Here is a 25,602-nt window from a genome sequence, read left to right as displayed (position 1 = left end):
CCGCCGTCCTCCGCTAGGCCGACCCGGTGCCGAAGAGCAGCCCGAGGGCGTAGGTGACGATCGCCGCGCCGAACCCGATGGCGAGCTGCCGGAAGGCCCGCTTGCCCGGCGAGGCTCCGCTGAGCACGCCGACGACGGCTCCGGTGCCGAGCAGCGCGATGCCCACCAGGCCGCCGGCCACCGCGATCGCCGGCCAGCCCTGCATGCCGAACAGGAACGGCAGCACCGGGATGATCGCGCCCGAGGCGAAGAAGCAGAAGCTCGACACCGCGGCGCTCAGCCCGGTACCGACCGCCTCGTGGTCGTCCGCGACCGCGGTCGAACCGGTCGCCGGCCGCCGCTCACCGATGCCGGACAGCACCTGCGCGGCGTGCTCGGTCGCCTCGGCCTCGGACATCCCGCGCGCCCGGTAGACCAGCGCGAGCTCGTTCGCGTCGACGTCGAGGTCCGACACCGCCTTGCCTGCCTCGGGGTGCGGCGCGGACGCCTCGAGCAGTTCGCGCTGCGACCGGACGGAGACGTACTCCCCCGCCCCCATCGACAACGCGCCGGCGAGCAGGCCGGCGATGCCGCTCAGCAGCACGAAGTGCCGGTCGGCCCCGGAAGCACTGATGCCGATGATGAGCGCCAGGTTGGACACCAGGCCGTCGTTCGCGCCGAACACCGCCGCCCGGAACGTGCCGGACAGCCGCATCCGGCCCCGGTTCGCGAGCCCGCGTACGACCTCGCCGTGGATCCGCTCGTCGGCGGCCATCCGCGCGGTCGCGTCCGAGTCGTCGGCGTACGGGGAGCGGTCCTCGGCGCGCTGCATGAGCGCGAGGACGAAGACTGACCCGAACCGCTTGGCGAGCACGGCGAGCACCCGGGTGCGCAGGCTCCCCCGCTGCGGCCGTCCGACGTCGTCGCCGAGCAGGTCGAGCCAGTGGTCGGCGTGCCGTCCCTCGGCCTCGGCCAGCGCGGCGAGGATCTCGCGCTCCTCGCCGGAACGGCGGGCAGCGAGGTTGCGGTACACGGCCGCCTCGGCACGTTCGTCGGCCAGGTAGCGACGCCAGCGGCGGACGTCGGCGCGCGGCGCCGGGGTGTCGGATCGGAGGCTCACAGCGACCATCCTGCCGCCTGCGGCCGACGTCCGGTCACCACCAGGGCCGTGGAGACGCGGCAGGGCGCGGACCGGAAGCGGTCGGTGCTGCGCGCACCGTGCCTCCTGTCCGCGCCCTGGTGGCGACGGATCCCGCGGATCAGTCGCGGACGTAGGCCGGGGCGGCCTCGGCGTGGGCGTCGCCCACCCGGTGCACGCGCAGGTCGTTCGTCGAGCCCTCGATGCCGGGAGGGGACCCGGCCGTCACGATGACGCGGTCGCCGGGGGCGGCCAGGCCGTTCTCGAGGAGGACGTCGTCCACCTGCGAGAAGAGCTCGTCGGTGTGGGTCTTCCGCTCCACCAGGAACGAACGGACACCCCAGGTGAGGGCCATCCGGCGGCGCGTGGCCTCGTTCGGGGTGAAGGCGATGATCGGCAGACCGTGGCGCAGGCGCGACATGCGGCGGGCCGAGTCGCCGGACTCGGTGAAGACGCAGAGGTACGACGCCTCGGTGAACTCGGCGATCTCGACGGCGGCGAGGGTGATCGCACCACCGAGGGTGCGCGGCTTGGTGCCGAGCGGGGCGATGCGCTCGAGACCGTGGTCCTCGGTGGACTCGACGATGCGGGCCATGGTGCGGACGGTCTGCACCGGATACTCACCGACGCTCGTCTCACCGGACAGCATGACCGCGTCGGCACCGTCGAGGACGGCGTTCGCGACGTCGGAGGTCTCGGCGCGGGTGGGGATCGGCGACGAGATCATCGACTCGAGCATCTGCGTCGCGACGATGACCGGCTTCGCCATGCGGCGGGACAGCTCGACGGCGCGCTTCTGCACGATCGGGACGGCCTCGAGCGGGAGCTCGACGCCGAGGTCACCGCGGGCGACCATGATGCTGTCGAAGGCGTCGATGATCTCCTCGAGCGCGTCGACGGCCTGGGGCTTCTCGACCTTGGCGATGACCGGCAGGCGCTTGCCTTCTTCGTCCATGATCTCGTGGGCACGCACGACGTCGCTCGCGTTGCGCACGAACGACAGCGCGATGAGGTCGGCGCCCTGACGGATCGCCCAGCGCAGGTCGGCTTCGTCCTTCTCGCTCAGCGCGGGGACGTTGACGGCGACACCGGGCAGGTTGATGCCCTTGTTGTTGGACACCGTGCCGGGGACGACCACCTCGGTGCGGACCCGCACGCCGTCGGTGTCGAGGACACGGAGGCGGACACGGCCGTCGTCGATGAGCAGCGGGTCGCCGGGCTTGACGTCCTGCGGCAGGCCCTTGAACGTCGTGCCGCAGATCTCCTTCGAGCCGGGGACGTCCTCGGTCGTGATGGTGAAGATGTCACCGACCGCCAGGTCGTGCGGGCCGTCGGCGAACCGTGCCAGACGGATCTTCGGACCCTGCAGGTCGACGAGGATCGCGACGGGCTTGCCGAGTTCTTCGGCGGCACGACGGACGTTGACGTAGTTGGCCTCGTGGACGCTGTAGTCACCGTGGCTGAGGTTGAGGCGGGCGACGTCGACGCCCGCTTCGATGATCTCCTTGACGGTCTCGTAGTCCGACGTTGCCGGTCCGAGCGTCGAAACGATCTTTGCGCGTCTCAATGGATTCCTTCGTGGTGGTGGATGGAGCTTGGGTTTCCGCGCTGTGGGGCCGCGCGGAACGAAGCGAGGCCACCAGCACCCTACCGAGTGCTGGTGGCCTCACGCTCACGGGAGCGTGAGCATCTGGTGGAGACGGTCCGCCGTCTGGCGGCGGTCCGACATCTGGTGCGCGTCCGACATCAGACGGAGATCGCCCGGTCGGTCGCCTTGACCGGTGCCGGCAGGATCGTGGAGCCCTCGAGGTACTCGTCGACCTGCGCGGCCGCGGCACGGCCCTCGGCGATCGCCCACACGATGAGCGACTGCCCGCGACCCGCGTCGCCGGCGACGAACACGCCGGCCTCGTTGGTCGCGTAGTCGGCACGGCGGTCGAGCGCCCCGGAGACCGTGGTCGGCAGACCGAGCTGCGGCTCGATGGTGTCCGACTCGGGGCCGGTGAAGCCCATCGCGATGAGGACGAGGTCGGCCGGGATCTCCCGCTCGCTGCCCGCCTTCGGGACCCGCCGGCCGTCGAGGTACTCGGTCTCGGCGACCCGCAGTGCGCGGACCTCGCCGGCGTCGTTCGACAGGAACTCGACGGTGGAGGCGAGGAAGTGCCGCTCGCCGCCCTCTTCATGGGCGCTCGTGATCTCGAACACGGTCGGGAACATCGGCCACGGCTGGTCGGACGGACGCTCGAGCGGCGGCTGCTTGCCGATCGCCAGGTTCGTCACGCTCAACGCGCCCTGGCGGTGGGCGGTACCGATGCAGTCCGCGCCGGTGTCGCCGCCGCCGATGACGACGACGTGCTTGCCCTCTGCCGTGATCTGGTTGTCGACCGTCGTGCCCGCGTTCGCCTTGTTCTGCTGGACCAGGTAGTCCATGGCGAAGTGCACGCCCTCGAGGTCGCGCCCCGGGATCGGCAGGTCGCGCGGCACCGTGGCACCGGTGGCGACGACGACCGCGTCGTAGCGCGACTTCAGGTCGTCCCAGGTGATGTCCTTGCCGATCTCGACCCCGGCACGGAACCGGGTACCCTCGGCCTGCATCTGGGCGAGGCGCGCGTCGATCTGGCGCTTCTCCATCTTGAAGTCCGGGATGCCGTAGCGGAGCAGGCCGCCGATGCGGTCGTCCCGCTCGTAGACGGCGACCGTGTGGCCGGCACGCGTGAGCTGCTGCGCGGCGGCGAGCCCGGCGGGACCGGAGCCCACGACGGCGACGGTCTTGCCCGTCAGGCGCTCCGGCGGGTGCGGGGTGACCCAGCCGTTCTGGAACGCCTGGTCGATGATCGAGACCTCGACCTGCTTGATCGTCACCGGGGGCTGGTTGATGCCGAGCACGCACGACGACTCGCACGGGGCCGGGCAGAGCCGACCCGTGAACTCCGGGAAGTTGTTCGTCTCGTGCAGCCGCTCGATCGCCTGGCGGCCCTCACCGCGCCACGTCAGGTCGTTCCACTCCGGGATCAGGTTGCCGAGCGGGCAGCCCTGGTGGCAGAACGGCACGCCGCAGTCCATGCAGCGGCCGGCCTGGCGCTTCAGGACACCCGACTCCTGCTGCTCGTAGACCTCTTTCCAGTCCATGAGCCGCACGGGCACGGGTCGCCGGGGCGGGAGTTCGCGTTCCTGGACCTTCAGGAATCCCTTGGGGTCAGCCACCGGTCACCTCCGAGGTCGTGTCGGGCACTGCCTGTTCCGGACGTGCGTGACGCTCAGCCACCGGTCACCTCCATGATCCTGTTCCAAACGATGTCACCGTCGGGGTCGAGCCCCTCGTCGACGGCCTGTCTGCGCGTCTCGAGCACCGCCGCGTAGTCGCGCGGCAGCACCTTGACGAAGTCGCTCAGGTCTCCGGACGCCAGCAGGTCGGACGCGAGCGTCGACCCCGTCTCGTCGGCGTGCCGGGTGAGCAGGTCGGTGACGATCTCGACGTCGGCGCTGTCGAGCGCCTCGAGCCGGAGTTCGCCGGATGCCAGGGCGTCGGTGTTCACGTGCTCCTCGCGGAGCCCACGGACGTACGCCGTCCCACCGGACATGCCGGCACCGAGGTTCCGGCCGGTCTCGCCGAGGATGAGCGCGAGCCCGCCCGTCATGTACTCGAGCGCGTGGTCGCCCACGCCCTCGACGACGGCCGTGGCACCGGAGTTCCGCACCAGGAACCGCTCGCCCACGATGCCGCGGATGAACATGCTGCCCTGGGTGGCGCCGTACCCGATGACGTTGCCGGCGATGACGTTCTCGGCCGGGTCGAAGCCCGAGCCGGCGTCGGGCCGGACGACGATCTGGCCGCCGGAGAGCCCCTTGCCGACGTAGTCGTTGCTGTCGCCGATGAGCCGCAGCGTGATGCCCGCCGGCAGGAACGCACCGAGCGACTGGCCGGCGGAACCGCGCAGCGTCACGTCGATCGAACCGTTCGGCAGGCCGTGCTCGCCGTACCGCAGGGTCACCTGGTGGCCGAGCATGGTGCCGACGGCGCGCTCGGTGTTGCGGATGGGCAGGTCGAGCGCGATCGAACCGCCGTGGTCGAGCACGTCCGCGGTCTGCTGGATGAGCTGCACGTCGAAGTGCTGGTCCAGCTCGTGGTCCTGCTCGCGGTGGTGGCGGCGCGGTTCGGCGTCGTCGAAGTGCGGTCCCTTGAGCACGGGCGCGAGGTCGAGCCCGGAGGCCTTCCAGTGCTCGACGGCACGGTCGACGTCGAGCGCGTCGGTCTGCCCGATCGCCTCGTCGAGGCTGCGGAAGCCGAGCTCGGCGAGGAGCTCGCGGACCTCTTGCGCGATGAACTCGAAGAAGTTCACGACGAACTCGGGCTTGCCGGAGAAGCGCTTGCGGAGCTCCGGGTTCTGCGTGGCGACGCCGACCGGGCAGGTGTCCAGGTGGCAGACGCGCATCAGGATGCAGCCCTCGACCACGAGCGGCGCGGTCGCGAAGCCGTACTCCTCTGCCCCGAGCAACGCAGCCACGACCACGTCCCGTCCGGTCTTCATCTGTCCGTCCACCTGCACGACGACCCGGTCGCGCATGCCGTTCAGCATGAGCGTCTGCTGGGTCTCGGCCAGGCCGATCTCCCACGGGGTGCCGGCGTGCTTGAGCGAGTTGAGCGGACTCGCGCCGGTGCCGCCGTCGTGGCCGGACACGAGCACGACGTCGGCCAGGGCCTTCGTCACGCCGGCCGCGACCGCACCGATGCCGGACTGGCTCACGAGCTTCACGTGGACGCGGGCGGCCGGGTTGGCGCGCTTGACGTCGAAGATCAGCTGCTTGAGGTCCTCGATGGAGTAGATGTCGTGGTGCGGCGGCGGCGAGATGAGGCCGACGCCCGCGGTGGCGTGCCGCGTCCGGGCCACCCAGGGGTAGACCTTCGCCGGGGGCAGCTGCCCGCCCTCGCCGGGCTTCGCGCCCTGCGCCATCTTGAGCTGGATGTCGGTGGCGTGCGTCAGGTACATGCTCGTCACGCCGAACCGGCCGGAGGCGACCTGCTTGATCGCGCTGCGGCGCTCGGGGTCGAGCAGCCGGTCGACGTCCTCGCCGCCCTCACCCGTGTTCGAACGGCCACCGAGTCGGTTCATCGCGATGGCGAGCGTCTCGTGGGCCTCCTTCGAGATGGACCCGTAGGACATCGCACCGGTGTTGAACCGCTTGACGATCGACTCGATCGACTCGACCTCGTCGAGCGCGATGGGCTTCCGAGCGCCCTGCTTGAACCGGAACAGCCCGCGGAGCGTCATGAGCTGTTCGGACTGGTCGTCCACGGCGCTCGAGTACTCGCGGAAGATGTCGTAGCGGCGGGCACGGGTGGCGTGCTGGAGGCGGAACACCGTGTCCGGGTTGAACAGGTGCGGCGGGCCCTGACGGCGCCACTGGTACTCGCCACCGATCTGCAGTCGCTCGTGCGAGAGCACCGCGCCGTCCTGCGGGTACGCCTGGGCGTGCCGCTCGGCGTTCTCCTTGGCGATGACGTCGATGTCGACGCCGCCCAGGATCGACGAGGTGCCCGTGAAGTACTTGTCGACGAACTCCTGGCTGAGCCCGACGGCCTCGAACGCCTGCGCACCGGCGTAGCTGGACACCGTGGAGATGCCCATCTTCGACATGATCTTCAGCACGCCCTTGCCGAGCGCCTTGATGACGTTCTTGACCGCCTGCTCCGGGGTTATCCCGGGGATCATGCCGGCGCGGACCAGGTTCTCGCAGGTCTCCATCGCCAGGTACGGGTTGATCGCCGAGGCGCCGTACCCGATGAGGGTGGCCACGTGGTGGACCTCGCGCACGTCGCCGGCCTCGACGATCAGCCCGACCTTCATGCGCTGCTCGGTGCGGATCAGGTGGTGGTGGACCGCGGCGAGGAGCAGGAGGCTCGGCACCGGTGCCTGCTCGGAGTTGCCGTCGCGGTCGGACAGCACGATGAACTGCTTGCCGGACTCGATCGCGGCGTCGACCTCGTCGCACACGGCGGCGATGCGCTTCTGCATCGCCTTCTTGCCCGCGTCGACGCGGTACAGGCCCTTGATCGTGACGGTCAGGTGGCGACCCGACTCGGTCTCGAAGTGCTGGACCTTGGCGAGCTGGTCGTTGTCGATCACCGGGAAGTCGAGCGTGATCTGCTTCGCGTGCTCGGGACCGGCGGAGAGCAGGTTGCGCTCCGGACCGAGTCCCATCCCCATCGAGGTGATGACCTGCTCGCGGATCGAGTCGAGCGGAGGGTTGGTCACCTGCGCGAACTGCTGGGTGAAGTAGTCGAAGAGCAGGCGCGGACGCTCCGACAGCACGGCGATCGGGGTGTCCGAGCCCATCGCGCCGAGGGGCTCGGCACCCGCTGCCGCCATCGGGCGCAGCAGGATCCGGACTTCTTCCTCGGTGTACCCGAACGCGCGCTGCCGGCGGGTGACCGAGGCCGGGGTGTGCACGATGTGCTCGCGCTCCGGCAGGTCGTTGAGGTTGATGCGGCCGGCTTCGAGCCAGTCGCCCCAGGGCCCCGAGGCGGCGAGCCCGCGCTTGACCTCGTCGTCCTCGATGATGCGGCCGGCCTCGGTGTCCACCAGGAACATCCGGCCCGGACGCAGACGGCCCTTGCGCACGACCTTGGCGGCCGGCACGTCGATGACCCCGGTCTCGGAGCCCATCACGATGAGGCCGTCGTCGGTGACCAGGAAGCGTCCGGGGCGCAGGCCGTTGCGGTCGAGGGTGGCGCCGACGAGCGAGCCGTCGGTGAAGGTGATCGCGGCGGGGCCGTCCCACGGCTCCATGAGCATCGAGTGGTACTCGTAGAACGCGCGGAGGTCCGGGTCCATCCCGACCTGGTTCTCCCACGCCTCTGGAACCATCATCGACACGGCGTGCGGCAGGGTCCGGCCGGTCAGGGTCAGCAGCTCGAGGACCTCGTCGAACGAGGCGGAGTCGCTCGCCCCCGGGCTCACGATGGGCAGCAGCGGGGCCATGTCGCCGAGCAGTTCGCTCTCGAGCTGCGACTGGCGGGCGCGCATCCAGTTGCGGTTGCCGCGCACGGTGTTGATCTCACCGTTGTGGGCGATCGTCCGGAACGGCTGCGCGAGGGGCCACGACGGGAACGTGTTGGTGGAGTAGCGCGAGTGCACGATCGCGAGCTTCGACGCGAAGCGCTCGTCGCTGAGGTCCGGGTAGAACGGCTCCAGCTGGAGCGTCGTGACCATGCCCTTGTAGACCATGGTGCGGCTCGACAGCGACATGAAGTACAGGTCGTTGTCGTGCTCGGCGCGCTTGCGGAGCCGGAAGGCCTGGCGGTCGAGCGCGATGCCGCTCCACGAGGCTCCGTGCACGTCGTGCCGGATGGAGGCGACGAACAGCTGCTCGAACGCCGGCATCGCGGCACGGGCGAGCGTTCCGAGGACCTCCGGACGCACCGGGACCTCGCGCCACCCGAGGACCTTCAGGCCCTCTTCGCGGGCGAGCCGCTCGACGGCGCCCTTCACCGCGTGGCGCGCGTCGTCGTCCAGGGGCAGGTAGGCGGTACCGACGGCGTACTCCCCCGCTGCCGGCAGCTCGAAGGGCACGACGGCCCGGAGGAACTCGTCGGGCACCTGGCACAGGATGCCCGCGCCGTCACCGGTGCCCGCGTCGGACCCCACGGCACCGCGGTGCTCGAGGTTCCGGAGCGCACCGAGGGCCGCGTCGACGATGTCGTGCCCGGGCGTGCCGCGCAGGGTCGCGACCATCGCGAGACCGCAGGCGTCCTTATCGTTCGCCGGGTCGTACATGCCCGTCGCGTCCGGGATCGCGGAGAAGCGGCGGTGCGGCGGCACGAGGCTCGTCGGTGCCGAGGGCTGGGTTGGCTGGAGCGCCATGGGGAACCGTCCTCACGAGGAAGTGGAACAGGGACAGCGGTGGCCCGGTGGTGCGTTCCGCCCGAGCGGGCGGGACTGGTGCCCGTGCCCGCCGTCAGTGAGTTGCCCTGCCGGCCGGCGAGGTTGCTGGGCCCCGCTTGTGGCGGAGACCGTCTGGTGCTGCTGCTGGTGGTGCTGCACGTGACCGGTGGTCGTCGGGAGCGGGTGCTCCCACCTCGGGATCAGCGAGTGGTCGTGACCGGTTCGTCGCTCGTGACGCCGTCTGCTGCGTCGTCATCGTGCTCCGAGAAGGTGTCCTCGGAGTCTACAACGGAGGTCGGACGGGGCCCGCGACCCGGCAGGTACGGGCTCGGCTCCTTGCCGGTGTGGCGACGGCTCTGCACCACGAAGATCAGGATGCCGATCACGACCGCGGCGAGGGCCACCCACACGTTGGTGCGGACCCCGAAGAAGGTCTCACTCGTGTCGACGCGGATGGACTCGAGCACCGAGCGTCCGGCGCCGTACCAGATCAGGTACAGGCCGAGGACCTTGCCCCACTGCAGCGTGAACTTGCGCGCCAGGAAGAGGATGACGACGACGCCGAGGACGTTCCAGATGATCTCGTACAGGAACGTCGGGTGGAACAGCGTGCCCTCGGGCAGGCCCTTCGGGAACGCGGCGTTGCTCGAGTCGATCTCGAGGCCCCAGGGCAGGCTCGTCGGCATGCCGAAGAGCTCCTGGTTGAAGTAGTTGCCCAGTCGGCCGAAGGCCTGTGCGAGCAGGACGCCCGGCACGACGGCGTCGATGAACGACGTGAACCGGAGGCCCACCTGACGGCAGCCGATCCACGCGCCGACCGACCCGAGGATGAGCGCACCGAAGATGGCGAGCCCGCCCTCCCAGATGTACAGGAAGGACAGCGGGTCGATGCCGGGGCCGAAGTAGTCGGACACGTGGGTGAACACGTGGAAGAGACGACCGCCGATGATGCCGGCGGGCACGGCCCAGATCGCGATGTCGATGATGATCCAGCGCTCGACGCCACGGGCGTTGAGTCGTCGGTTCGCCAGGACGACCGCGGCCACGATCCCGATCAGGATGCAGATCGCGTACGCGTGGATGCGGAAGTCGAGGGGCAGCGACCAGCCGAACGCGTCGCGCAGCCAGGCGGTCAGGTCGAAGTACTGCCAGGCGGTGCTCGGGCTCGGGATGCTCAGGAGGGGCATGGAGGTGCTGTCGCCTTTCGGAACTGACGGGGCGCGGTCGACGTGGCGTCGGCCTCGCTCACTGTAGCGCGGCTCGCGGGCCGGACAGGAACTGGACTAGCGGCGGCGGGCGCCGGTGGCGAGGTCGGCGGCACGGTCGGCCACACCCTGCACACCGAGGTCGGCCAGCGCACGGACGAACGCGGACCCGACGATGGCGCCGTCGGCGTACTCGAGCACTTCGCCGACCTGCTCGGCCGTCGAGATCCCGAGACCGACGCAGGTGCGCTCGACCCCGGCGTCACGCAGTCGCGACACCACCGTGCGTGCGGCGACGTCGACGCCGACCCGGGCACCGGTCACACCCATCGTCGAGACGGCGTACACGAACCCACGGCTGGCCTCGACCGCCTGGCGCATGCGCTCGTCCGACGAGGACGGTGCGGCGAGGAAGACCCGGTCGAGCCCGGTCCGCTCGGAGGCCTCGGTCCACGCGGAGGCCTCGTCGGGGATGAGGTCGGGCGTGATGAGGCCGGCTGCACCGGCGGCGACGAGGTCGTCGGCGAAGCGGTCCACGCCGTAGCGCAGCACCGGGTTCCAGTAGGTCATGACGAGGACCGGCACGTCGGCCCGTTCGGTGATCTGCTGCACGGCGTCGAAGACCTGTGCGACCCGGAAGCCGTTCGCCAGGCTCTCCTCGGCTGCCCGCTGGATCACGGGGCCGTCCATCACGGGGTCGGAGTACGGCAGACCGAACTCGATGACGTCCACGCCGTTCTCGGCGAGGGCGACGGCGGCGTCGACGCTGGTCTGCAGGTTCGGGTACCCAGCAGGCAGGTAGCCGACGACGGCTCCGGCGCGCTCGGCGTTGGCGGCGTCGATCGTCTGGGCGACGGTCTTGTTCGTGGTCACAGCTGCACCGCGTTCTCGTCGAGGATGCCGAAGTAGCGACTGGCGGACGCGACGTCCTTGTCACCGCGGCCGGACAGGTTCACGAGCACGACGCCCTCGGGGCCGAGCTCCTTGCCGAGCTTCATCGCACCGGCGAGGGCGTGGGACGACTCGATCGCCGGGATGATGCCCTCGGTCTGGCTCAGCAGGCGGAACGCCTCCATGGCCTCGGTGTCGGTGATCGGCTGGTACTTCGCGCGGCCGATCGACGCCAGGTACGCGTGCTCCGGTCCGACGCTCGGGTAGTCGAGTCCGGCGGAGATGCTGTGGCTCTCGATCGTCTGGCCGTCCTCGTCCTGCATCAGGTACGACTTCGCGCCCTGCAGCACGCCCTCGCGACCGAGCGTGATGCTCGCCGCGTGCCGACCGGTCTCGACGCCGTCGCCGCCGGCCTCGAACCCGTGCAGTGCGACGGACTCGTCGTCGAGGAACGCCTCGAAGATGCCCATCGCGTTCGAGCCGCCGCCGACGCACGCCGCGACGGCGTCCGGCAGGCGACCGACGCGGTCGAGGACCTGCTGGCGCGCTTCCTCGCCGATGACCTTGTGGAACTCGCGCACCATCTCGGGGAACGGATGTGGACCGGCGACCGTGCCGAGCAGGTAGTGCGTCGACTCGACGTTGGCGACCCAGTCGCGCAGGGCGTCGTTGATGGCGTCCTTCAGGGTGCGCGAACCGGTCTCGACCGGGATCACCTCGGCACCGAGCAGGCGCATCCGGGCCACGTTGAGTGCCTGTCGCTCGGTGTCCACGGCGCCCATGTAGACGACGCACTCCATGCCGAACAGGGCTGCGGCGGTCGCCGTGGCGACGCCGTGCTGGCCGGCACCGGTCTCCGCGATCAGGCGGGTCTTGCCGAGCCGACGGGCGACGAGTGCCTGGCCGAGGACGTTGTTGATCTTGTGGGACCCGGTGTGGTTCAGGTCCTCGCGCTTCAGGATGACCCGGGCGCCACCGGCGTGCTTCGCGAAGCGCGGCACCTCGGTGATGATCGAGGGGCGCCCGGTGTAGTCGCGCTGCAGCTCGTCGAGCTCCGCACGGAACGCCGGGTCCGCCCAGGCCTGGCGGAAGGCGGCCTCGAGCTCGTCGAGCGCGAGGACGAGGGACTCGGGGACGAAGCGTCCGCCGAAGTCACCGAAGTAGGGGCCGTGCAGGTCGCGGAGTGAGGTCACGATGTGTCTCCCGGGACGAGTCCGACGCGGCTGGTCGGCCGCGGCGGACGGGTGGAACGTGCGGCCGCGGTCGGCGGCCTCGATACGTGGGCGGAGCCGGTCAGGCCCGGTCGGCGGCGTCGACGAACGACGCCAGGGTCGCGGCGGGGTCGTCACCCGTCACGAGCGCTTCGCCGACCAGCACGACGTCGGCGCCCGCCGCACGGTAGTGGGCGACGTCGGCCGGACCGGAGACCGCGGACTCGGCGACGCGCACGACCCCGTCGGGGATGCGGTCGGCGAGCGACCCGAACAGGTCGCGGTCGAGCGAGAAGTCGGTGAGGTCGCGGGCGTTGACGCCGAGGATGCGAGCACCGGCGTCGAGGCCACGCGTGACCTCGTCACCGGAGTGCGCCTCGACCAGCACGCGCATGCCGAGTTCTTCGGCCAGGGTGTGCAGCTCGACCAGGCGGGCCTGCTCGAGCGCCGCCACGATGAGCAGCACGACGTCGGCTCCGGATGCCCGGGCCTCGATCACCTGGTACGGGTCCGCGATGAAGTCCTTGCGGAGCACGGGGACCCCGACGCGGGCCTTCACGGCCTCGAGGTCGGCGAGGCTGCCGAGGAACTTGCGGCCCTCGGTCAGGACGCTGATCGTCGAGGCTCCGCCACGCTCGTAGTCGGCGGCGAGGGCGGCCGGGTCGGCGATCGCGGCCATCGACCCGCGGGACGGGCTGGCGCGCTTGACCTCGGCGATGATCTTCACCCGGTCGCCCGGGCTGAGGAACGCGAGGGCGTCGAGCGGCGACGCCACCCGGTCGAGGTCGCGTTCGACGTCCGAGTACGGACGGTCGACACGACGGGCGGCGGCGTCCTCGAGCGCGCCCGCGACGAGGGACTCGAGCACGTTCGGCATCGGGAGAGCCCTACTCGCCGTGGTGCTTGGGGACGAACTTCGGACCGTCGACGCCGTAGCCGGCCTTCTTCATCACGCCACCGACGATGAGGCCGATGAGGACGACGCCAGCGGAGGCCCAGACGCCCCACGGCTGGTCGAACCAGAAGAACAGCGTGCCTGCCGCGAATCCGATCAGCATGATCACGACGGCGGTCCAGGCGGCCGGCGAGTGGCCTTCGCCGAGTTCTGCGGGCTCAGTGTTGCTCACGGTGCTCCTCGTTCTGCTCCGGCGTCGTCGGTCGAGCGACGCCCTGTCGATCCTACCGTGTCGTCACTCGGCGCCCCCGCGCCCGCGCCGTCGGCGGTGGTCGGGTCCACGCCCGCGCTCAGGTCGTCCCAGTCGACGACCGCGTCGCGCTGGACGGGTGCTGCTGCACGTGCTGCTGCGGCTGCTCCGGCGGTGGCGGCACCGTACTTCCGGCTCGGGCCGGGCCAGGCCCGCTGGACCACGATGACGACCACGCCGAGCAGCACGGCGAGTACGCCGCCCGCGATCCCGACGGCGGGCCACGGGCTCACGGAGACGCTCGACACGACACCGCGGACGGCACCGAGGTCACTGACCCCGGCGACCTCGCCGACGGCACCGCGTGCAGCGGCGATCGGGTCGCCGAGGGCGGTGATGCCGCTGACGACCACGCCGAGGCCGAGCAGGATCTCGACGGCGGCGAGCACGATGCGCAGCACCCGTCCCGCGATGGTCATCGCCAGGAAGAGCGCGAGGCTCGCGATCGCCAGCGCGGTGTACTGCGGCACGACCGCCGCCCCGTCGGCCGAGACCGTCGAGGTGACGGCGGCACCCGCGTGCAGGCGGACGGTGAACCAGGTCTGGGTCCAGGCGAGCATGATGACGCCGGCGACCAGGAGCCCGGCGACGACGACGATCGGACGAGAACGCTTCACGAGCGGACCTCGCGCATCCGGTTGGCCGTGGCGACGGCACGCAGCGGAGCCGCGGCCTTGTTGACCGCCTCGACGTGCTCGGTCTCCGGGTCGGAGTCCGCCACGAGTCCGGCCCCGGCCTGCACGCGGGCCACGCCGTCCTTGATCAGGGCGGTGCGGATCGCGATCGCCAGGTCGGCGTCACCGGCGAAGTCGAAGTACCCGACGACTCCGGCGTACGCACCGCGCTTCGCCGGTTCGAGCTCGTCGATGATCTGCAGCGCACGCGGTTTCGGCGCGCCCGAGAGCGTGCCTGCCGGGAACGTCGCGCGGAACACGTCGATCGCCGAGGCGTCGGGACGCACCCGCCCCTCGACGCTCGACACCAGGTGCATGATGTGGCTGAACCGCTCGACGGTCATGAACTCGGTGACGCTGACGGTGCCGGGCTCGCACACCTTCTGCAGGTCGTTGCGCGCGAGGTCGACGAGCATCAGGTGCTCGGCGCGCTCCTTCGGGTCGCCGAGCAGGTCCTCGCCGAGGTGGACGTCCGCTTCCGGGGTGGCACCGCGCGGGCGGGACCCGGCGATCGGGTGCGTGATGGCGCGGTCGCCCTGCACCTTCACCAGCGCCTCCGGCGATGCGCCGACGATCCAGAACCGCTCGTCGGCGGTGTCCGCGAGGGCGAGGAAGTACATGTACGGGCTCGGGTTCAGCGTCCGGAGCACCCGGTAGACGTCGAGCGGGTCGGCCGTGACCTCGTGGTCGAACCGCTGCGAGATGACGACCTGGAACACGTCACCGTCGCGGATGAAGTCCTTCGAGCGCTCGACGGCCGCCATGTAGTCGGCCGGGCTCGTGCGATGGGTCGGGGTCGGCTCGGCGATCTCGAACGCCTCGGCCACGGTCGCGACGCTCGGCTGCACCAGGTCGCCCTGCATGCGGTCGAGTCGCTGCTGCGCGTCCGCCCAGAGCGTGTCCGCGTCGTCGGTGCCGTCGTTCAGCACGCTCGCGACGAGCAGCACGAGACCGGTGCGGTGGTCGAGCGCGGCGAGTTCGGAGACGAAGGACAGCGCCTGTCCGGGGACGTCGAAGTCGGCCGGCGGAACGTTCGGCAGGTGCTCGAGCTGTCGCACGGCCTCCCACCCGATGAAGCCGACGGTGCCGCCGACGAGCGGCGGCGAGCCGGGCACGCGGGGCGTCGCCCAGCGTTCGTGCAACCGTGCGAGGACCTCGAGCGGGGCACCGTCGAGCGACCCGACGGCGCGCTCGGCGTCGATGCCGGTGTCGATCCAGGCCGCGCGGTCGCCGTCCTGGGTGAGGACGCCGAAGCTCCGCACGCCGACGAACGACCAGCGCGACCACAGGCCACCCTGGCCGGCGGACTCGAGCAGGAAGGACCCGGGGCGGCCGTCGGCGAGCTTGCGGTAGACGCCGACCGGCGTCTCGCTGTCGCCGTACAGCGCACGGACGACCGGCAGGACACGGTGGTCGCCGAGCAGGCCGTCGAACTCCGGTCGGGAGGTCGTGTGCGGGGTCTCGGAGATCGTCGCGGTGGTCATCGGGTCGGCTCCACGGCCGTGTCCGCCGGGGCGGACATGGTCACGGGCGCGAGCGGGTCGACGTCGAAGCACCGGTGCGCACCGGTGTGGCACGCCGCCCCGACCTGCTGCACCGTGACGAGGAGCGTGTCGTCGTCGCAGTCCAGCGCGGCACCGCGGACGTACTGGGCGTGTCCCGACGTGTCGCCCTTCCGCCAGTACTCGTTCCGCGACCGCGACCAGAAGGTCACACGGCCTTCGGTGAGGGTGCGGCGGAGGGCTTCCCGGTCCATGTAGCCGAGCATGAGGACGTCCTTCGACGATTCCTCCTGCACGATGGCGGGGAGCAGGCCGTCCGCACCGAAGTGTGCGCGGTCGAGGACCGCCTCGGTGTCGGTGCTGGTGCTGTCGGTCATGAGGCTCCTAGCCTACGGCGGCGGATCAGCGGACGGCGTGACCGGTCGCGCGGAGCGCGGCCTTGACGTCCCCCACGGTCATCTCGCCACGGTGGAAGACGCTGGCGGCGAGGACTGCATCCGCACCCGCGTCGACGGCCGGGGCGAAGTGCTCGACGCGACCCGCGCCTCCCGAGGCGATCACCGGGACGGACGAGACGGCGCGCACCGCGGCCACGAGTTCGAGGTCGAACCCGTTCTTCGTGCCGTCGGCGTCGATGGAGTTGACGAGCAGCTCCCCCGCGCCGCGCTCGACGGCCTCGCGTGCCCACGCGATGGCGTCGAGGTCGGACTCGGTCCGCCCGCCGTGGGTGGTGACCACGAAGCCCGAGGGCATCCGGTCGGACCGCTTGACGTCGAGCGACAGCACGACGGCCTGGGCACCGAACCGGTCGGCGATCTCACCGATGAGCTCGTGCCGGGCGATCGCTGCGCTGTTCACGCCGATCTTGTCCGCGCCGCACTGCTGCAGCCGCGAGACGTCGTCGACGCTGCGCACCCCGCCGCCGACGGTGAGCGGGATGAAGACCTGCTCGGCCGTCCGGGTCACGGTGTCGTACATCGTCGCCCGGTTCTCGACCGTGGCACCGACGTCCAGGAAGGTCAGCTCGTCGGCACCCTGCTCGTAGTACCGAGCCGCGAGCTCCACGGGGTCACCGGCGTCCTGCAGGTCCAGGAAGTTGACGCCCTTGACGACGCGTCCGCCCTTGACGTCGAGGCACGGGATGACCCGGACCGACACGCCACCGGGGGTCACAGGCGTGCGGCGTGGATCGGGCTGACGAGGATCGCCCGGGCGCCGAGGTCGTAGAGCGCGTCCATGATGAGGTTCGCGTCGTCGCGCGGGATCATCACGCGGACCGCGGCCCAGTCGCGGTCGTGCAGCGGTGAGACCGTGGGCGACTCGATGCCGGACGCCACCGCGGTCGCCTGCTCGAGCAGGGCCGTGGGGACGTCGTAGTCGAGCATCACGTAGCCACGGGCGACGAGGACGCCCTGCAGGCGTCGGCGGAGCACGTCGATACCCGGGATGGTCTCGTCGGTGGAGACGAGCACCGCGGTCGACTCGAGGATCACCGGGCCGAAGATCTCGAGGCCCGCCTGCCGGAGCGTGCTGCCCGTCGACACGACGTCGGCCACGGCGTCGGCGACCCCGAGCCGCACGGCGCTCTCGACGGCGCCGTCGAGCTTCACGAGCGTGGAGCTGACCCCGTGCTCGGCGAGGAACGCACCGACCAGTCCGGGGTAGCTCGTGGCCACACGCACGCCGTCGAGGTCCTGCAGCGAGGCGAACCGACCCGGGGTGCCGGCGAACCGGAAGGTGGAGTCGGCGAAGCCGAGCGCGTCGACCTCGTGCGCCTCGGACCCGGAGTCGAGCAGGAGGTCGCGGCCGGTGATGCCGACGTCGAGCGCGCCGGACCCCACGTACGTGGCGATGTCCCGCGGGCGGAGGAAGAAGAACTCGACGCCGTTGCGCTCGTCGAGCAGGTGCAGCGCCTTCGGGTCGCGGCGGCCGGCGTACCCGGCCTCCCGCAGCATGTCGGACGCGGTCTCGGACAGGGAGCCCTTGTTGGGCACGGCGATGCGGAGCATCAGTAGGTCTGCTTTCTGTGGGGTCGTCGGCGGTCGTCGGTGCGCCGGGCGGCGCTTCCTACAGATGTCGCCAGACGTCCGCCGGGGTGAGCCCCTTGGCGACCATGAGGACCTGGAGGTGGTAGATCAGCTGCGAGATCTCCTCCGAGGTGCGCTCGTCGCCCTCGTACTCGGCCGCCATCCAGACCTCGGCGGCTTCTTCCACGATCTTCTTGCCGATCTGGTGCACGCCGGCGTCCAGTTCGGCGACGGTGCCGGAGCCATCGGGGCGCGTGCGCGCCTTCTCGGTGAGCTCCTGGAACAGGTCGTCGAACGTCTTCACGGGGTCCAGGCTACCGGTCTCCGCTGACGCTGCCGACGCACCGTCCGGACGGGAGGCGGCGGTCGCCTCGCTCACGCCGGTACCGTCCGGCGCTCCCCCGGTCACGAGCGTGCCCGAGCGGCGGCCTCGCGCAGGTCGGCGATGCGCGCGGCGGGTTCGCCGCCGTAGACCGCGGAGCCCGCGACCAGCGTGTCGGCACCGCTCCGCACGGCCTCGGGCACGGTGTCCACGGCGATCCCGCCGTCCACCTCGAGCCAGACGTCGAGCCCCGAGGCGTCGACCGCCGCGCGCGCGTCGGCGAGCTTCGGCATCACGGACGGCATGAACGACTGCCCGCCGAACCCGGGCTCGACCGTCATCAGCAGGATCATGTCGTAGGCGTCGAGGTGGTGCAGCACCTGCGTGATCGGGGTGCCGGGCTTCACGGCGACGGCCGCGCGGGCACCGTTCGACCGGATCGCCGCGGCGGTCGCCACCGGGTCGTCGGCGGCCTCGAAGTGGAACGTGACGCTCGACGCACCGGTCTCGGCGTACTTCGGCGCGTTGCGGTCGGCATCGGTGATCATCAGGTGCACATCGAGCGGCACCGGCGACACCTGCTGCAGGCGCTGCACGATCGGCAGCCCGAGGGTCAGGTTCGGCACGAAGTGGTTGTCCATCACGTCGACGTGCACCAGGTCGGCGGTCTCGATGCGCTGGAGTTCGCGTTCGAGGTTCGCGAAGTCGGCGGACAGGATGCTCGGCGAGATGCGGATCGTCACCGGGCAAGCCTACCGGCGTGCGCCTGCCTGGCTGCGCTGCCCGGGTGCGCGCGGCGCCGTCCGGGGGCGGGGTCAGCCGTCGCCGAGGGCGCGCGTGCCGAGGTCGGACCGGAGCATCGTCCCGAGTGCTGCTTCGACCAGCCGCTCGCCCTGCGGGCGGTCGATCCGGCGCGACACGACGAGGCCCGCGATCCCCTGCATGGTCGCGGCGAACAGGAGCTTGAAGGTGGCCCGGGCGTCCTCGCCGGGCTCCGGCGCGGACGCTCCGAGCGCGCCGTCGAGCACGGCGAACAGCGATTCGGCGGCGGTCTGCACGGGGCCGGACCGGCCGGCCGTCGACGCCTGGAACATGAGGTCCATGAGCGCCGCGTCGTCGATGGCGAAGTCGACGTACGCCATGGCGACCCGACGGAACCGGTCGTCGAGGTCGCCCGAGCCGGAGAGGGCCCGGCGCACCGCGGTGGTCAGTCGCTCGAAACCGAGCACGGCGAGGGCGTCGAGGAGTGCCTGGCGGTCGACGAAGTGGCTCCGCGGCGCACCGTGGCTGACCCCGGCGCGGCGCGCCAGGTCACGGAGGGACAACCCGTCGACGCCGTCCTCGCGCAGGACCTGGACGGCCTCGTCGAGCAGCACGGCCCGCAGGTTCCCGTGGTGGAAGGGACGCTCCGGCATGGGGAGAGCCTATCGCGGTACTAGGCATTGCCTATTTTCTAGTCACTGCCTAGATTGGGTGGATGACACCTCGACAGCACCTGCTCGTGTTCGGCGCGACCGGACAGACCGGCCAGCACTTCACCCGGCTCGCACTCGATGCCGGACACCGTGTCCGCGCCGTCGTCCGGACACCGTCGAAGCTGGCGGTCCAGCACGACGACCTGCAGGTCGTGCAGGGCTCGGTCACCGACGGCCTCGACCTCGACGCGCTGCTCGAGGGCGTGACGGGCGTGGTCGTGATGCTCGGGGACGTCGCCGCGCAGCGCGAGCGACCGGTCAACACCGCGTTCGTCCGCACGCTCGTGCTGGCCATGCGCCGGAGCGGCACCCGGCGGCTGCTCTACCAGGCCGGTGGGCTGAGTGCGCCTCCCGGCAAGCGGCTCGCGCCCGTGCTCCGCCTCGTCCGGTCGACGCTCGCGCGGGAGTACATCGGACAGCACGCGGACAACGAGTCGGTGATGCGCTACCTCGACGCCGAGGCGCAGGACATCGCCTGGACGGTCCACCGCGCCGGCATCGGTTCGGACGGCCCATCCAAGGGCGAGCTGCGCCGCTCGGCGCGGTGGATCAGCATCGGTACCTTCCGGGACTGCGCCGCGTACAACCTGCGCACCTTGTTCGACGACACGGCCGTGCACACGTGCGACGGCAGTGCCTACCGACGGTCGCGCTGAGCCCGATCCCGGTCGGCGGGGTGGTCAGTCGACTCGACGGAACAGCGCGATGAACATCGCGTCCGTCCCGATGCGGTGCGGCCACAGCTGCGCCGTGGCACCGTCGGCGATCTCGGGGTCACGTGCGGCGACACCCCGGACGATCGTGGCAGTGTCGAGCTGCTCGAGCCGGTCGCCGTGCCGCCCCATCAGCGCGTCGACCTGCCCGCGGGTCTCCGCCAGGTGCGGCGAGCACGTCACGTACGCCAGGGTCCCGCCCGGTGCGAGCACCCGGACGGCGGCGTCGAGCAGTTCGGTCTGCAGGGCAGCGAGCTCCTCGACGTCCTCGGGGAGCTTCCGCCAACGTGCCTCCGGTCGGCGACGCAGCGCGCCGAGCCCGGTGCACGGGGCGTCGAGCAGGATGCGGTCGAAGGTCATCCCGGTGCCGTCGCGGCCGTACCGACGGGCGTCGCCCTCGACGACCCGCACGTGGTCGCCGAACACGCCGAGGGCGTTCCGCACGAGTCCGGCGCGGGCGGGCACGAGTTCGTTGGCGACGAGGGTCGCCCCGCCCTGCTGCGCCTCGGCGGCGAGCAGCGCGGCCTTGCCGCCGGGCCCGGCGCACATGTCGAGCCACCGCTCCCCCGCACGCACGTCCGACGAGCGGCTCAGCGCCAGCGCGGCGAGCTGCGACCCCTCGTCCTGCACGCGCAGGCGTCCGGCGGCGACGCCCGGCACGCGCGCCGGGTCGCCGCTGATGCCGCGGATGCCGACGGGCGACACCGGCGCGGCGTCCGCCTGCACGACGGGCTCGTCGGCCCGGACGGGAGGCACGGTGCCGGTCGCACCGTCGGCCTCCGGTTCGTCGTCGGCGGGCACCAGGGCCGCGGGCACGTCGTCCGCACCGGTCGCGTCGGCGAACGCGGCGTCGGTGTCGTCGTCCGGGGCGGTGCGGGCGGTCGCGGTGGCGATGTCCTCGTCGGTGGCGAGGCCGGGCAGGGCCGCGAGCTGCACCCGGGGTGCGGCGTTGTCGGCGGCGAGCAGGGCGGCGAGCTCGTCGCGGGAGCGTTCGGCGGCCAGGGCGTCGCGGAGCGCCGAGACGACCCAGACCGGGTGCGACCAGCGGGTGGCGAGCAGGGCGTCCCCGGCACGGCCCTCGGTGATCAGGGCGTCCCACTCCTGGTCGGTGCGGGCGGCGATCTTGCGCATCACGGCGTTCACGAACCCGGTGGCGCGGCGGGCACCGACCTCGCGGGCGAGCTCGACCGTGGCGTCGACGGCGGCGTGCGTCGGCGTGCGCATGGCGAGCAGCTGGTGCGCACCGAGACGCATCACGTCGAGGACGTCCGCCTCGATGTTCTCGGCCCGGCGACCGGATGCCAGCGCGATGATCACGTCGTAGCGGCCGAGCATCCGGATCGACCCGTAGGTGAGCTCGGTCGCGAACCCGGCGTCGCGGGCGGTGAGCCCGGCGCGGCGGATGCGCGTCGGCAGCAGCAGGTTCGCGTAGGCGTCGTCGACCTGCACGGCGCGGAGCACGTCGAACGCCACGCGGCGGGCACTGGCCGGACGCGGGCCGCGGCGGGCACCCTGGGGCTTCGTCTGGGGGCTCATGCGAGGACCTTCCCGTCCAGTTCGCCGAGGCCACGGGCCCAGGCGGCGGCGTCCATCACCTTCTTGCCCGCCGGCTGCACCTCGAGCAGCACCAGCGGGGTGTCGGCGGTCCCGACCAGCAGCCGACCGCCGTGGAGTGCGAGCGCACCCGGCGCGAGCGACGGGGCGGGGTCCTGCGTGCCTCCTGGCCGGAGCGTGCTGCGGAGCAGCTTCACGCGGGTCTCGCCCAGGTGGGCGTACGCGCCGGGCTCGGGCGTGACCCCGCGCAGCCGCGCGTGCACGGCGGCGGCGGGCGCGGCGAAGTCGATGCGGCCGTCGTCGATCGTGAGCTTCGGGGCGAGCGTGGGCTCGCCGGACTGCTCGGTCGCGACGGCGGTGCCGGCGGCGATGGCGTCCACGACGTCCGCCACCACGTCGGCGCCGACCTCGGCCATCGCGGCGAGGACCTCACCCGAAGTCGCCTCGGGGTCGATCTCGAAGGGCAGGGCGGCGTAGACCGGGCCGGCGTCGAGCGCCTCGACCAGCTGGAAGACCGTGGCGGCGGTCCGGGTGTCGCCGGCCATCACCGCACGCTGCACGGGAGCCGCACCGCGGTACGCCGGCAGGTCGGAGAAGTGCAGGTTGATCCACCCGTGCCGCGGGGCGTCGAGCGCCGGGCGGCGGAGCAGTGCGCCGTAGGCGACGATCACGCCGAGGTCGACGTCGAGGTCCGCGATCCGGGCGGTGACGGCGTCGTCGACACGCGAGGCCTCGATGACTGGCAGGCCGAGCTCCGCGGCGACGACGGCCACCGGGGTCGGCGTGAGGACGCGCTTGCGGCCCTGCGGGGTGGCCGGCCGCGTGAGCACCGCGACGATCTCGTGGTCGGACGCCGCCAGACGGCGGAGGGTGGGGACGGCCGCAGCGGGGCTGCCGGCGACGACGAGACGCATGGGTTCGATCCTCCCACGGGCGAGCCACTGCGCCGTGCCCGGTCGACAGCGCCACGGTGCGCGTTCCGGCTCACCTTGGGGACAGCAGAGCATCGGCTGCGTACGGTCTGAACCACATCAGGAGAGGAACCACCATGAGCGACGTCACCACCGCCACCAACCGCTACGCCGGATCGTCCGTCCAGAAGGCCACCCTCGTGGTCGGCATCGTGTTCCTGCTCGTCGGGATCGCCGGGTTCGTCCCCGGCATCACGACCGGCGACCTGGCCGGGGCCGGACACGAGTCGATGGGCATGCTGCTCGGCATCTTCCAGGTGTCCGTGCTGCACAACATCGTGCACCTGCTGTTCGGCGTCGTCGGACTGCTCGCCGCCAACCGCGCTTCCGGCTCGCGGATGTACCTGGTGATCGGCGGGATCGTCTACTTCGTGCTGTGGATCTACGGCCTGTTCACCGCCGGCCACAGCTCGGGTGCGAACTTCGTCCCGCTGAACAACGCCGACAACTGGCTGCACCTCGTGCTCGCCATCGGCATGGTCGCCCTCGGCGTCGTGCTGCCGCGCGAGCGTCGTCGGCCCGCCAACGCCTGACCGACCCGCACCAGCCGGTCGCCACCCGGCGGCAGACCCCGAACGACACCGCCGACGTCGCACGACGTCGGCGGTGTCGTTCTGCGTCGTGCAGCGCCCGGGCCCACACGGACCCGGGCGCGGTCAGACCTCGGAGAACGGCTCCGCGTCGTCCAATCGCACCCGCAGCGTCGGAGCGGCCCGTCGTCGGTTGCCACCCTTGAGCACCCGCCGGGTCGACGAGCGCCGGATCACCTCGGCCTTGAGCGTCGCGGCGACCTCGGCCCCGTGCGCGTACGGGAACCGCACGATGGCCCGGACCGTGCCCGGCAACGTGTCGTCCTCGACCGGGACCGGGCCGAGCACCGGACCGACGACAGCGTCGCCGAGGGCCTCGACCGCAGCGGTGACGGCCTCGTCGGTACCGGTCATCGTCGCCACCCGCACCGCCGGGGGGAAGTGCAGTTCGCGGCGGTCGGTGAGCTCGTCGTGTGCGGGACCGTCGAGCCGCCACAGGGCCATCGCCGACGCCAGCCGCCCGCCGATCCCGACCAGGTACACCTCGGCACCGGGGGCCGACTTCGCGGCGGCGTTCGTCCAGAAGCGCAGCACGTCCTCCTGCACGCGCAGCCCTTCGCGGGCGAGCATCTTCTCGCCGTCGAGCAGCAGCACGCAGGCGTAGCCCCCCGGCACCGACGGCTCGGCCCCACGGGTGGCGACGACGACCGATGGCTTGGCGGGAACCTCGTCGAGCGGACGCGAGCCGTCCGCGACGATGATCCGGGTGCCGGGGAACGCCCGCCCGAGCTCCTCCGCGGTGCGCTGTGCGCCCTGGCCGACCGGCTTCACGGTGCCGTTGCCGCACGTCGGGCAGCGGAAGCCGACGGCCAGGGCGCCGCAGAACCGGCACTGGGGCGTGGCGCCGCGGTGCGGGCTGCCGAGCGGCCCGCCGCAGACGCGGCAGTGCGCGCGTTCGCCGCACTCGGCGCAGACGAGCCCCGTGCCGAAGCCCGGGCTCGCAACCTGCACCAGGACGGCACCGTGCTGGCTGGCCCCGCGCGCGGCACGCCAGGCGGAGCTCGGGATGCGCGCCTGTGCGGCGAACCCCTCGGCCCCGGTCTGCTGCACGGTGGGGATGACCTTCGGGGTCTTCACGCGGTAGGGCACGACGTCCTGCAGCCAGTGCAGCTCCACCAGCCGTTGCACGTCGGTGCTACGCGCGTGCGAAACGAACAGCAGCGCGGCCCCGGACTGGGCGGCCCGCACCAGGGCCACGTCACGCGTGTGCACGTAGGGGGCCCGCTGCTCGATGAACGAGGCGTCGCCGTCGTCCCACATCGCGATCAGCCCGAGGTCGGTCGCCGGCGCGTACATCGCCGTACGGTTGCCGATCGCGACCACCGGGTGCGTGCGCGCCTGCAGCAGGGCCTTCGCGCGCTGCCCGTTCGTCTGCTTGGCGTCGAACCGCACCACCCGTTCCGGCGGCAGCACGGCGAGCAGGGCGCGCTCGAGGTCGATGACGTCGCGGAAGTCCGGCACGGCGATCACCGCGGACTGCTCGGCCGCCACCGTGTGTGCGGCGGCCTGGGCGAGCGTCGCGGCCCACCCCGGCACCCAGACCGGTGCGTCCGCGTCACCCACCGCCACGGGCTGGGGCACGGCGGCGACCGCGGCGCGCCCGTGCTCCGTCACCACGGCCTCCAGGACGCCGTCGGCGTAGCCGGTGACGGGCGGGGCGGTCACCGGCGGCGGCGACCACGCGGTGTCCCGGGCGAGCCAGGCCTTCTCGGCGCGCACCTGCCGCGGCGGCACGGCCAGGCGCAGGACGTCCGAGGCGACACCCGCGGCACGGTCGGCGACGGCGCGCGCGAGGGTCCAGATCTCCGGCGCCAGGACGGGCACCGGGGACAGGACGGCCTCGATCTGGCTGAGCTCACCGGGGTACTCACCCTCGGTGACGATCTCGATCACGTACCCGTCGGACATCCGTGCCCCGGTGCGCAGCGGCACCTTGACGCGGACCCCCGCGACGCAGTCGTCCTCGAGCTCGGCCGGCACCCGGTAGTCGAACAAACGGTCCAACTGCGGGAGCGGCGAGTCGAGGACGACGCGCGCGACGGTGGTCACGCGGTGCTTCAGACGGTCGCGGCGACGAGTCCTGCGGCGGCGCGGAGTTCCTCGACACGGTCGAGCTGCTCCCACGTGAACCCGGGGAGCTCGCGGCCGAAGTGGCCGTAGGTCGCGGTCTGCGCGTAGATCGGTCGGAGCAGGTCGAGGTCGCGGATGATCGCGGCCGGACGCAGGTCGAAGACCTGGCGGATGGCGGCCTCGATCGTGGCG

General features: G+C 71.8%; 23 protein-coding genes. 2 read left to right on the top strand and 21 right to left on the bottom strand.

Going from position 1 to position 25,602, the window contains the following annotated elements:
• Positions 1-13 precede the first annotated feature (13 nt).
• From HP445_RS11260 to HP445_RS11180, 17 genes are all read right to left on the bottom strand, one after another.
• Positions 14-1,108, bottom strand: coding sequence for a VIT1/CCC1 transporter family protein (locus HP445_RS11260; RefSeq protein WP_111031612.1), 1,095 nt, complete (start codon positions 1,106-1,108; stop codon positions 14-16).
• Between the two features lie 130 nt (positions 1,109-1,238).
• Positions 1,239-2,684 (bottom strand): pyruvate kinase, encoded by a 1,446-nt coding sequence (gene pyk, locus HP445_RS11255; RefSeq protein ID WP_017887208.1) that lies wholly within the window; start codon positions 2,682-2,684, stop codon positions 1,239-1,241.
• A 179-nt stretch (positions 2,685-2,863) separates the two neighbouring features.
• On the bottom strand, positions 2,864-4,321 hold the full coding sequence (locus tag HP445_RS11250) for a glutamate synthase subunit beta (protein ID WP_111023053.1): 1,458 nt from the start codon (positions 4,319-4,321) through the stop codon (positions 2,864-2,866).
• A gap of 53 nt (positions 4,322-4,374) precedes the next feature.
• Positions 4,375-8,979 (bottom strand): glutamate synthase large subunit, encoded by a 4,605-nt coding sequence (gene gltB, locus HP445_RS11245; protein WP_372496364.1) that lies wholly within the window; start codon positions 8,977-8,979, stop codon positions 4,375-4,377.
• Positions 8,980-9,200: 221 nt separating this feature from the next.
• The gene (gene lgt / locus HP445_RS11240; protein ID WP_071244753.1) at positions 9,201-10,187 is read right to left on the bottom strand and encodes a prolipoprotein diacylglyceryl transferase; all 987 of its coding nucleotides are present in this window, start codon (positions 10,185-10,187) and stop codon (positions 9,201-9,203) included.
• Between the two features lie 96 nt (positions 10,188-10,283).
• Positions 10,284-11,078, bottom strand: coding sequence for a tryptophan synthase subunit alpha (gene trpA, locus HP445_RS11235; RefSeq protein WP_071403730.1), 795 nt, complete (start codon positions 11,076-11,078; stop codon positions 10,284-10,286).
• The gene (trpB, locus tag HP445_RS11230) at positions 11,075-12,289 is read right to left on the bottom strand and encodes a tryptophan synthase subunit beta (protein WP_071244754.1); all 1,215 of its coding nucleotides are present in this window, start codon (positions 12,287-12,289) and stop codon (positions 11,075-11,077) included. The genes trpA and trpB overlap by 4 nt, the downstream gene beginning before the upstream one ends.
• A gap of 100 nt (positions 12,290-12,389) precedes the next feature.
• Complete coding sequence (gene trpC / locus HP445_RS11225; protein ID WP_111103099.1) at positions 12,390-13,175, bottom strand: indole-3-glycerol phosphate synthase TrpC; 786 nt, start codon at positions 13,173-13,175, stop codon at positions 12,390-12,392.
• Between the two features lie 19 nt (positions 13,176-13,194).
• Entirely contained in the window at positions 13,195-13,434 is a 240-nt protein-coding gene (locus HP445_RS11220; protein ID WP_017887200.1) for an HGxxPAAW family protein, read from the bottom strand.
• Positions 13,431-14,129 (bottom strand): Trp biosynthesis-associated membrane protein, encoded by a 699-nt coding sequence (locus HP445_RS11215; RefSeq protein ID WP_110858960.1) that lies wholly within the window; start codon positions 14,127-14,129, stop codon positions 13,431-13,433. The genes HP445_RS11220 and HP445_RS11215 overlap by 4 nt, the downstream gene beginning before the upstream one ends.
• A complete protein-coding gene (locus tag HP445_RS11210; RefSeq protein ID WP_128779970.1) occupies positions 14,126-15,670 on the bottom strand; it encodes an anthranilate synthase component I in 1,545 nt (514 codons plus the stop codon). The genes HP445_RS11215 and HP445_RS11210 overlap by 4 nt, the downstream gene beginning before the upstream one ends.
• On the bottom strand, positions 15,667-16,065 hold the full coding sequence (gene hisI, locus HP445_RS11205) for a phosphoribosyl-AMP cyclohydrolase (protein ID WP_110864563.1): 399 nt from the start codon (positions 16,063-16,065) through the stop codon (positions 15,667-15,669). The genes HP445_RS11210 and hisI overlap by 4 nt, the downstream gene beginning before the upstream one ends.
• Before the next feature lie 25 nt (positions 16,066-16,090).
• Positions 16,091-16,846, bottom strand: a complete 756-nt coding sequence (hisF, locus tag HP445_RS11200; RefSeq protein ID WP_232536485.1) for an imidazole glycerol phosphate synthase subunit HisF — start codon at positions 16,844-16,846, stop codon at positions 16,091-16,093.
• A gap of 11 nt (positions 16,847-16,857) precedes the next feature.
• A complete protein-coding gene (gene hisG / locus HP445_RS11195) occupies positions 16,858-17,697 on the bottom strand; it encodes an ATP phosphoribosyltransferase (RefSeq protein ID WP_027465727.1) in 840 nt (279 codons plus the stop codon).
• 58 nt (positions 17,698-17,755) lie between these two features.
• Positions 17,756-18,019: a phosphoribosyl-ATP diphosphatase gene (locus HP445_RS11190; protein ID WP_128780142.1), complete on the bottom strand. Its 264-nt coding sequence runs from the start codon at positions 18,017-18,019 to the stop codon at positions 17,756-17,758.
• 101 nt (positions 18,020-18,120) lie between these two features.
• Positions 18,121-18,780, bottom strand: a complete 660-nt coding sequence (rpe, locus tag HP445_RS11185) for a ribulose-phosphate 3-epimerase (protein WP_110864565.1) — start codon at positions 18,778-18,780, stop codon at positions 18,121-18,123.
• Between the two features lie 72 nt (positions 18,781-18,852).
• Entirely contained in the window at positions 18,853-19,452 is a 600-nt protein-coding gene (locus tag HP445_RS11180; protein ID WP_128779971.1) for a TetR/AcrR family transcriptional regulator, read from the bottom strand.
• A 62-nt stretch (positions 19,453-19,514) separates the two neighbouring features.
• On the opposite strand from HP445_RS11180, the gene HP445_RS11175 reads away from it, so the two are divergent.
• Positions 19,515-20,168 carry an NAD(P)-dependent oxidoreductase gene (locus HP445_RS11175; RefSeq protein ID WP_128779972.1) on the top strand — a complete coding sequence of 218 codons (654 nt, stop codon included), beginning with the start codon at positions 19,515-19,517 and terminating at the stop codon, positions 20,166-20,168.
• A gap of 24 nt (positions 20,169-20,192) precedes the next feature.
• On the opposite strand, the gene HP445_RS11170 is transcribed toward HP445_RS11175, so the two are convergent.
• Together HP445_RS11170 and fmt are read right to left on the bottom strand one after the other, a co-directional pair.
• A complete protein-coding gene (locus HP445_RS11170) occupies positions 20,193-21,761 on the bottom strand; it encodes an RsmB/NOP family class I SAM-dependent RNA methyltransferase (RefSeq protein ID WP_232750155.1) in 1,569 nt (522 codons plus the stop codon).
• The gene (fmt, locus tag HP445_RS11165) at positions 21,758-22,693 is read right to left on the bottom strand and encodes a methionyl-tRNA formyltransferase (protein WP_128779973.1); all 936 of its coding nucleotides are present in this window, start codon (positions 22,691-22,693) and stop codon (positions 21,758-21,760) included. The genes HP445_RS11170 and fmt overlap by 4 nt, the downstream gene beginning before the upstream one ends.
• A gap of 134 nt (positions 22,694-22,827) precedes the next feature.
• On the opposite strand from fmt, the gene HP445_RS11160 reads away from it, so the two are divergent.
• Positions 22,828-23,283, top strand: a complete 456-nt coding sequence (locus HP445_RS11160; protein WP_110864568.1) for a DUF4383 domain-containing protein — start codon at positions 22,828-22,830, stop codon at positions 23,281-23,283.
• Positions 23,284-23,406: 123 nt separating this feature from the next.
• On the opposite strand, the gene HP445_RS11155 is transcribed toward HP445_RS11160, so the two are convergent.
• Both HP445_RS11155 and HP445_RS11150 read right to left on the bottom strand, forming a co-directional pair.
• Entirely contained in the window at positions 23,407-25,389 is a 1,983-nt protein-coding gene (locus tag HP445_RS11155; protein ID WP_128779974.1) for a primosomal protein N' family DNA-binding protein, read from the bottom strand.
• Between the two features lie 8 nt (positions 25,390-25,397).
• On the bottom strand, positions 25,398-25,602 hold a 205-nt coding region (locus HP445_RS11150), incomplete at its 5' end, for a methionine adenosyltransferase domain-containing protein (RefSeq protein WP_175330812.1).

The sequence above is a fragment of the Curtobacterium flaccumfaciens genome, from assembly GCF_013359815.1.
Lineage (GTDB): Bacteria > Actinomycetota > Actinomycetes > Actinomycetales > Microbacteriaceae > Curtobacterium > Curtobacterium flaccumfaciens.
The sequence above is the reverse complement of the archived record's forward strand: the minus strand, read 5'-3'. Positions and strand labels throughout refer to the sequence as shown.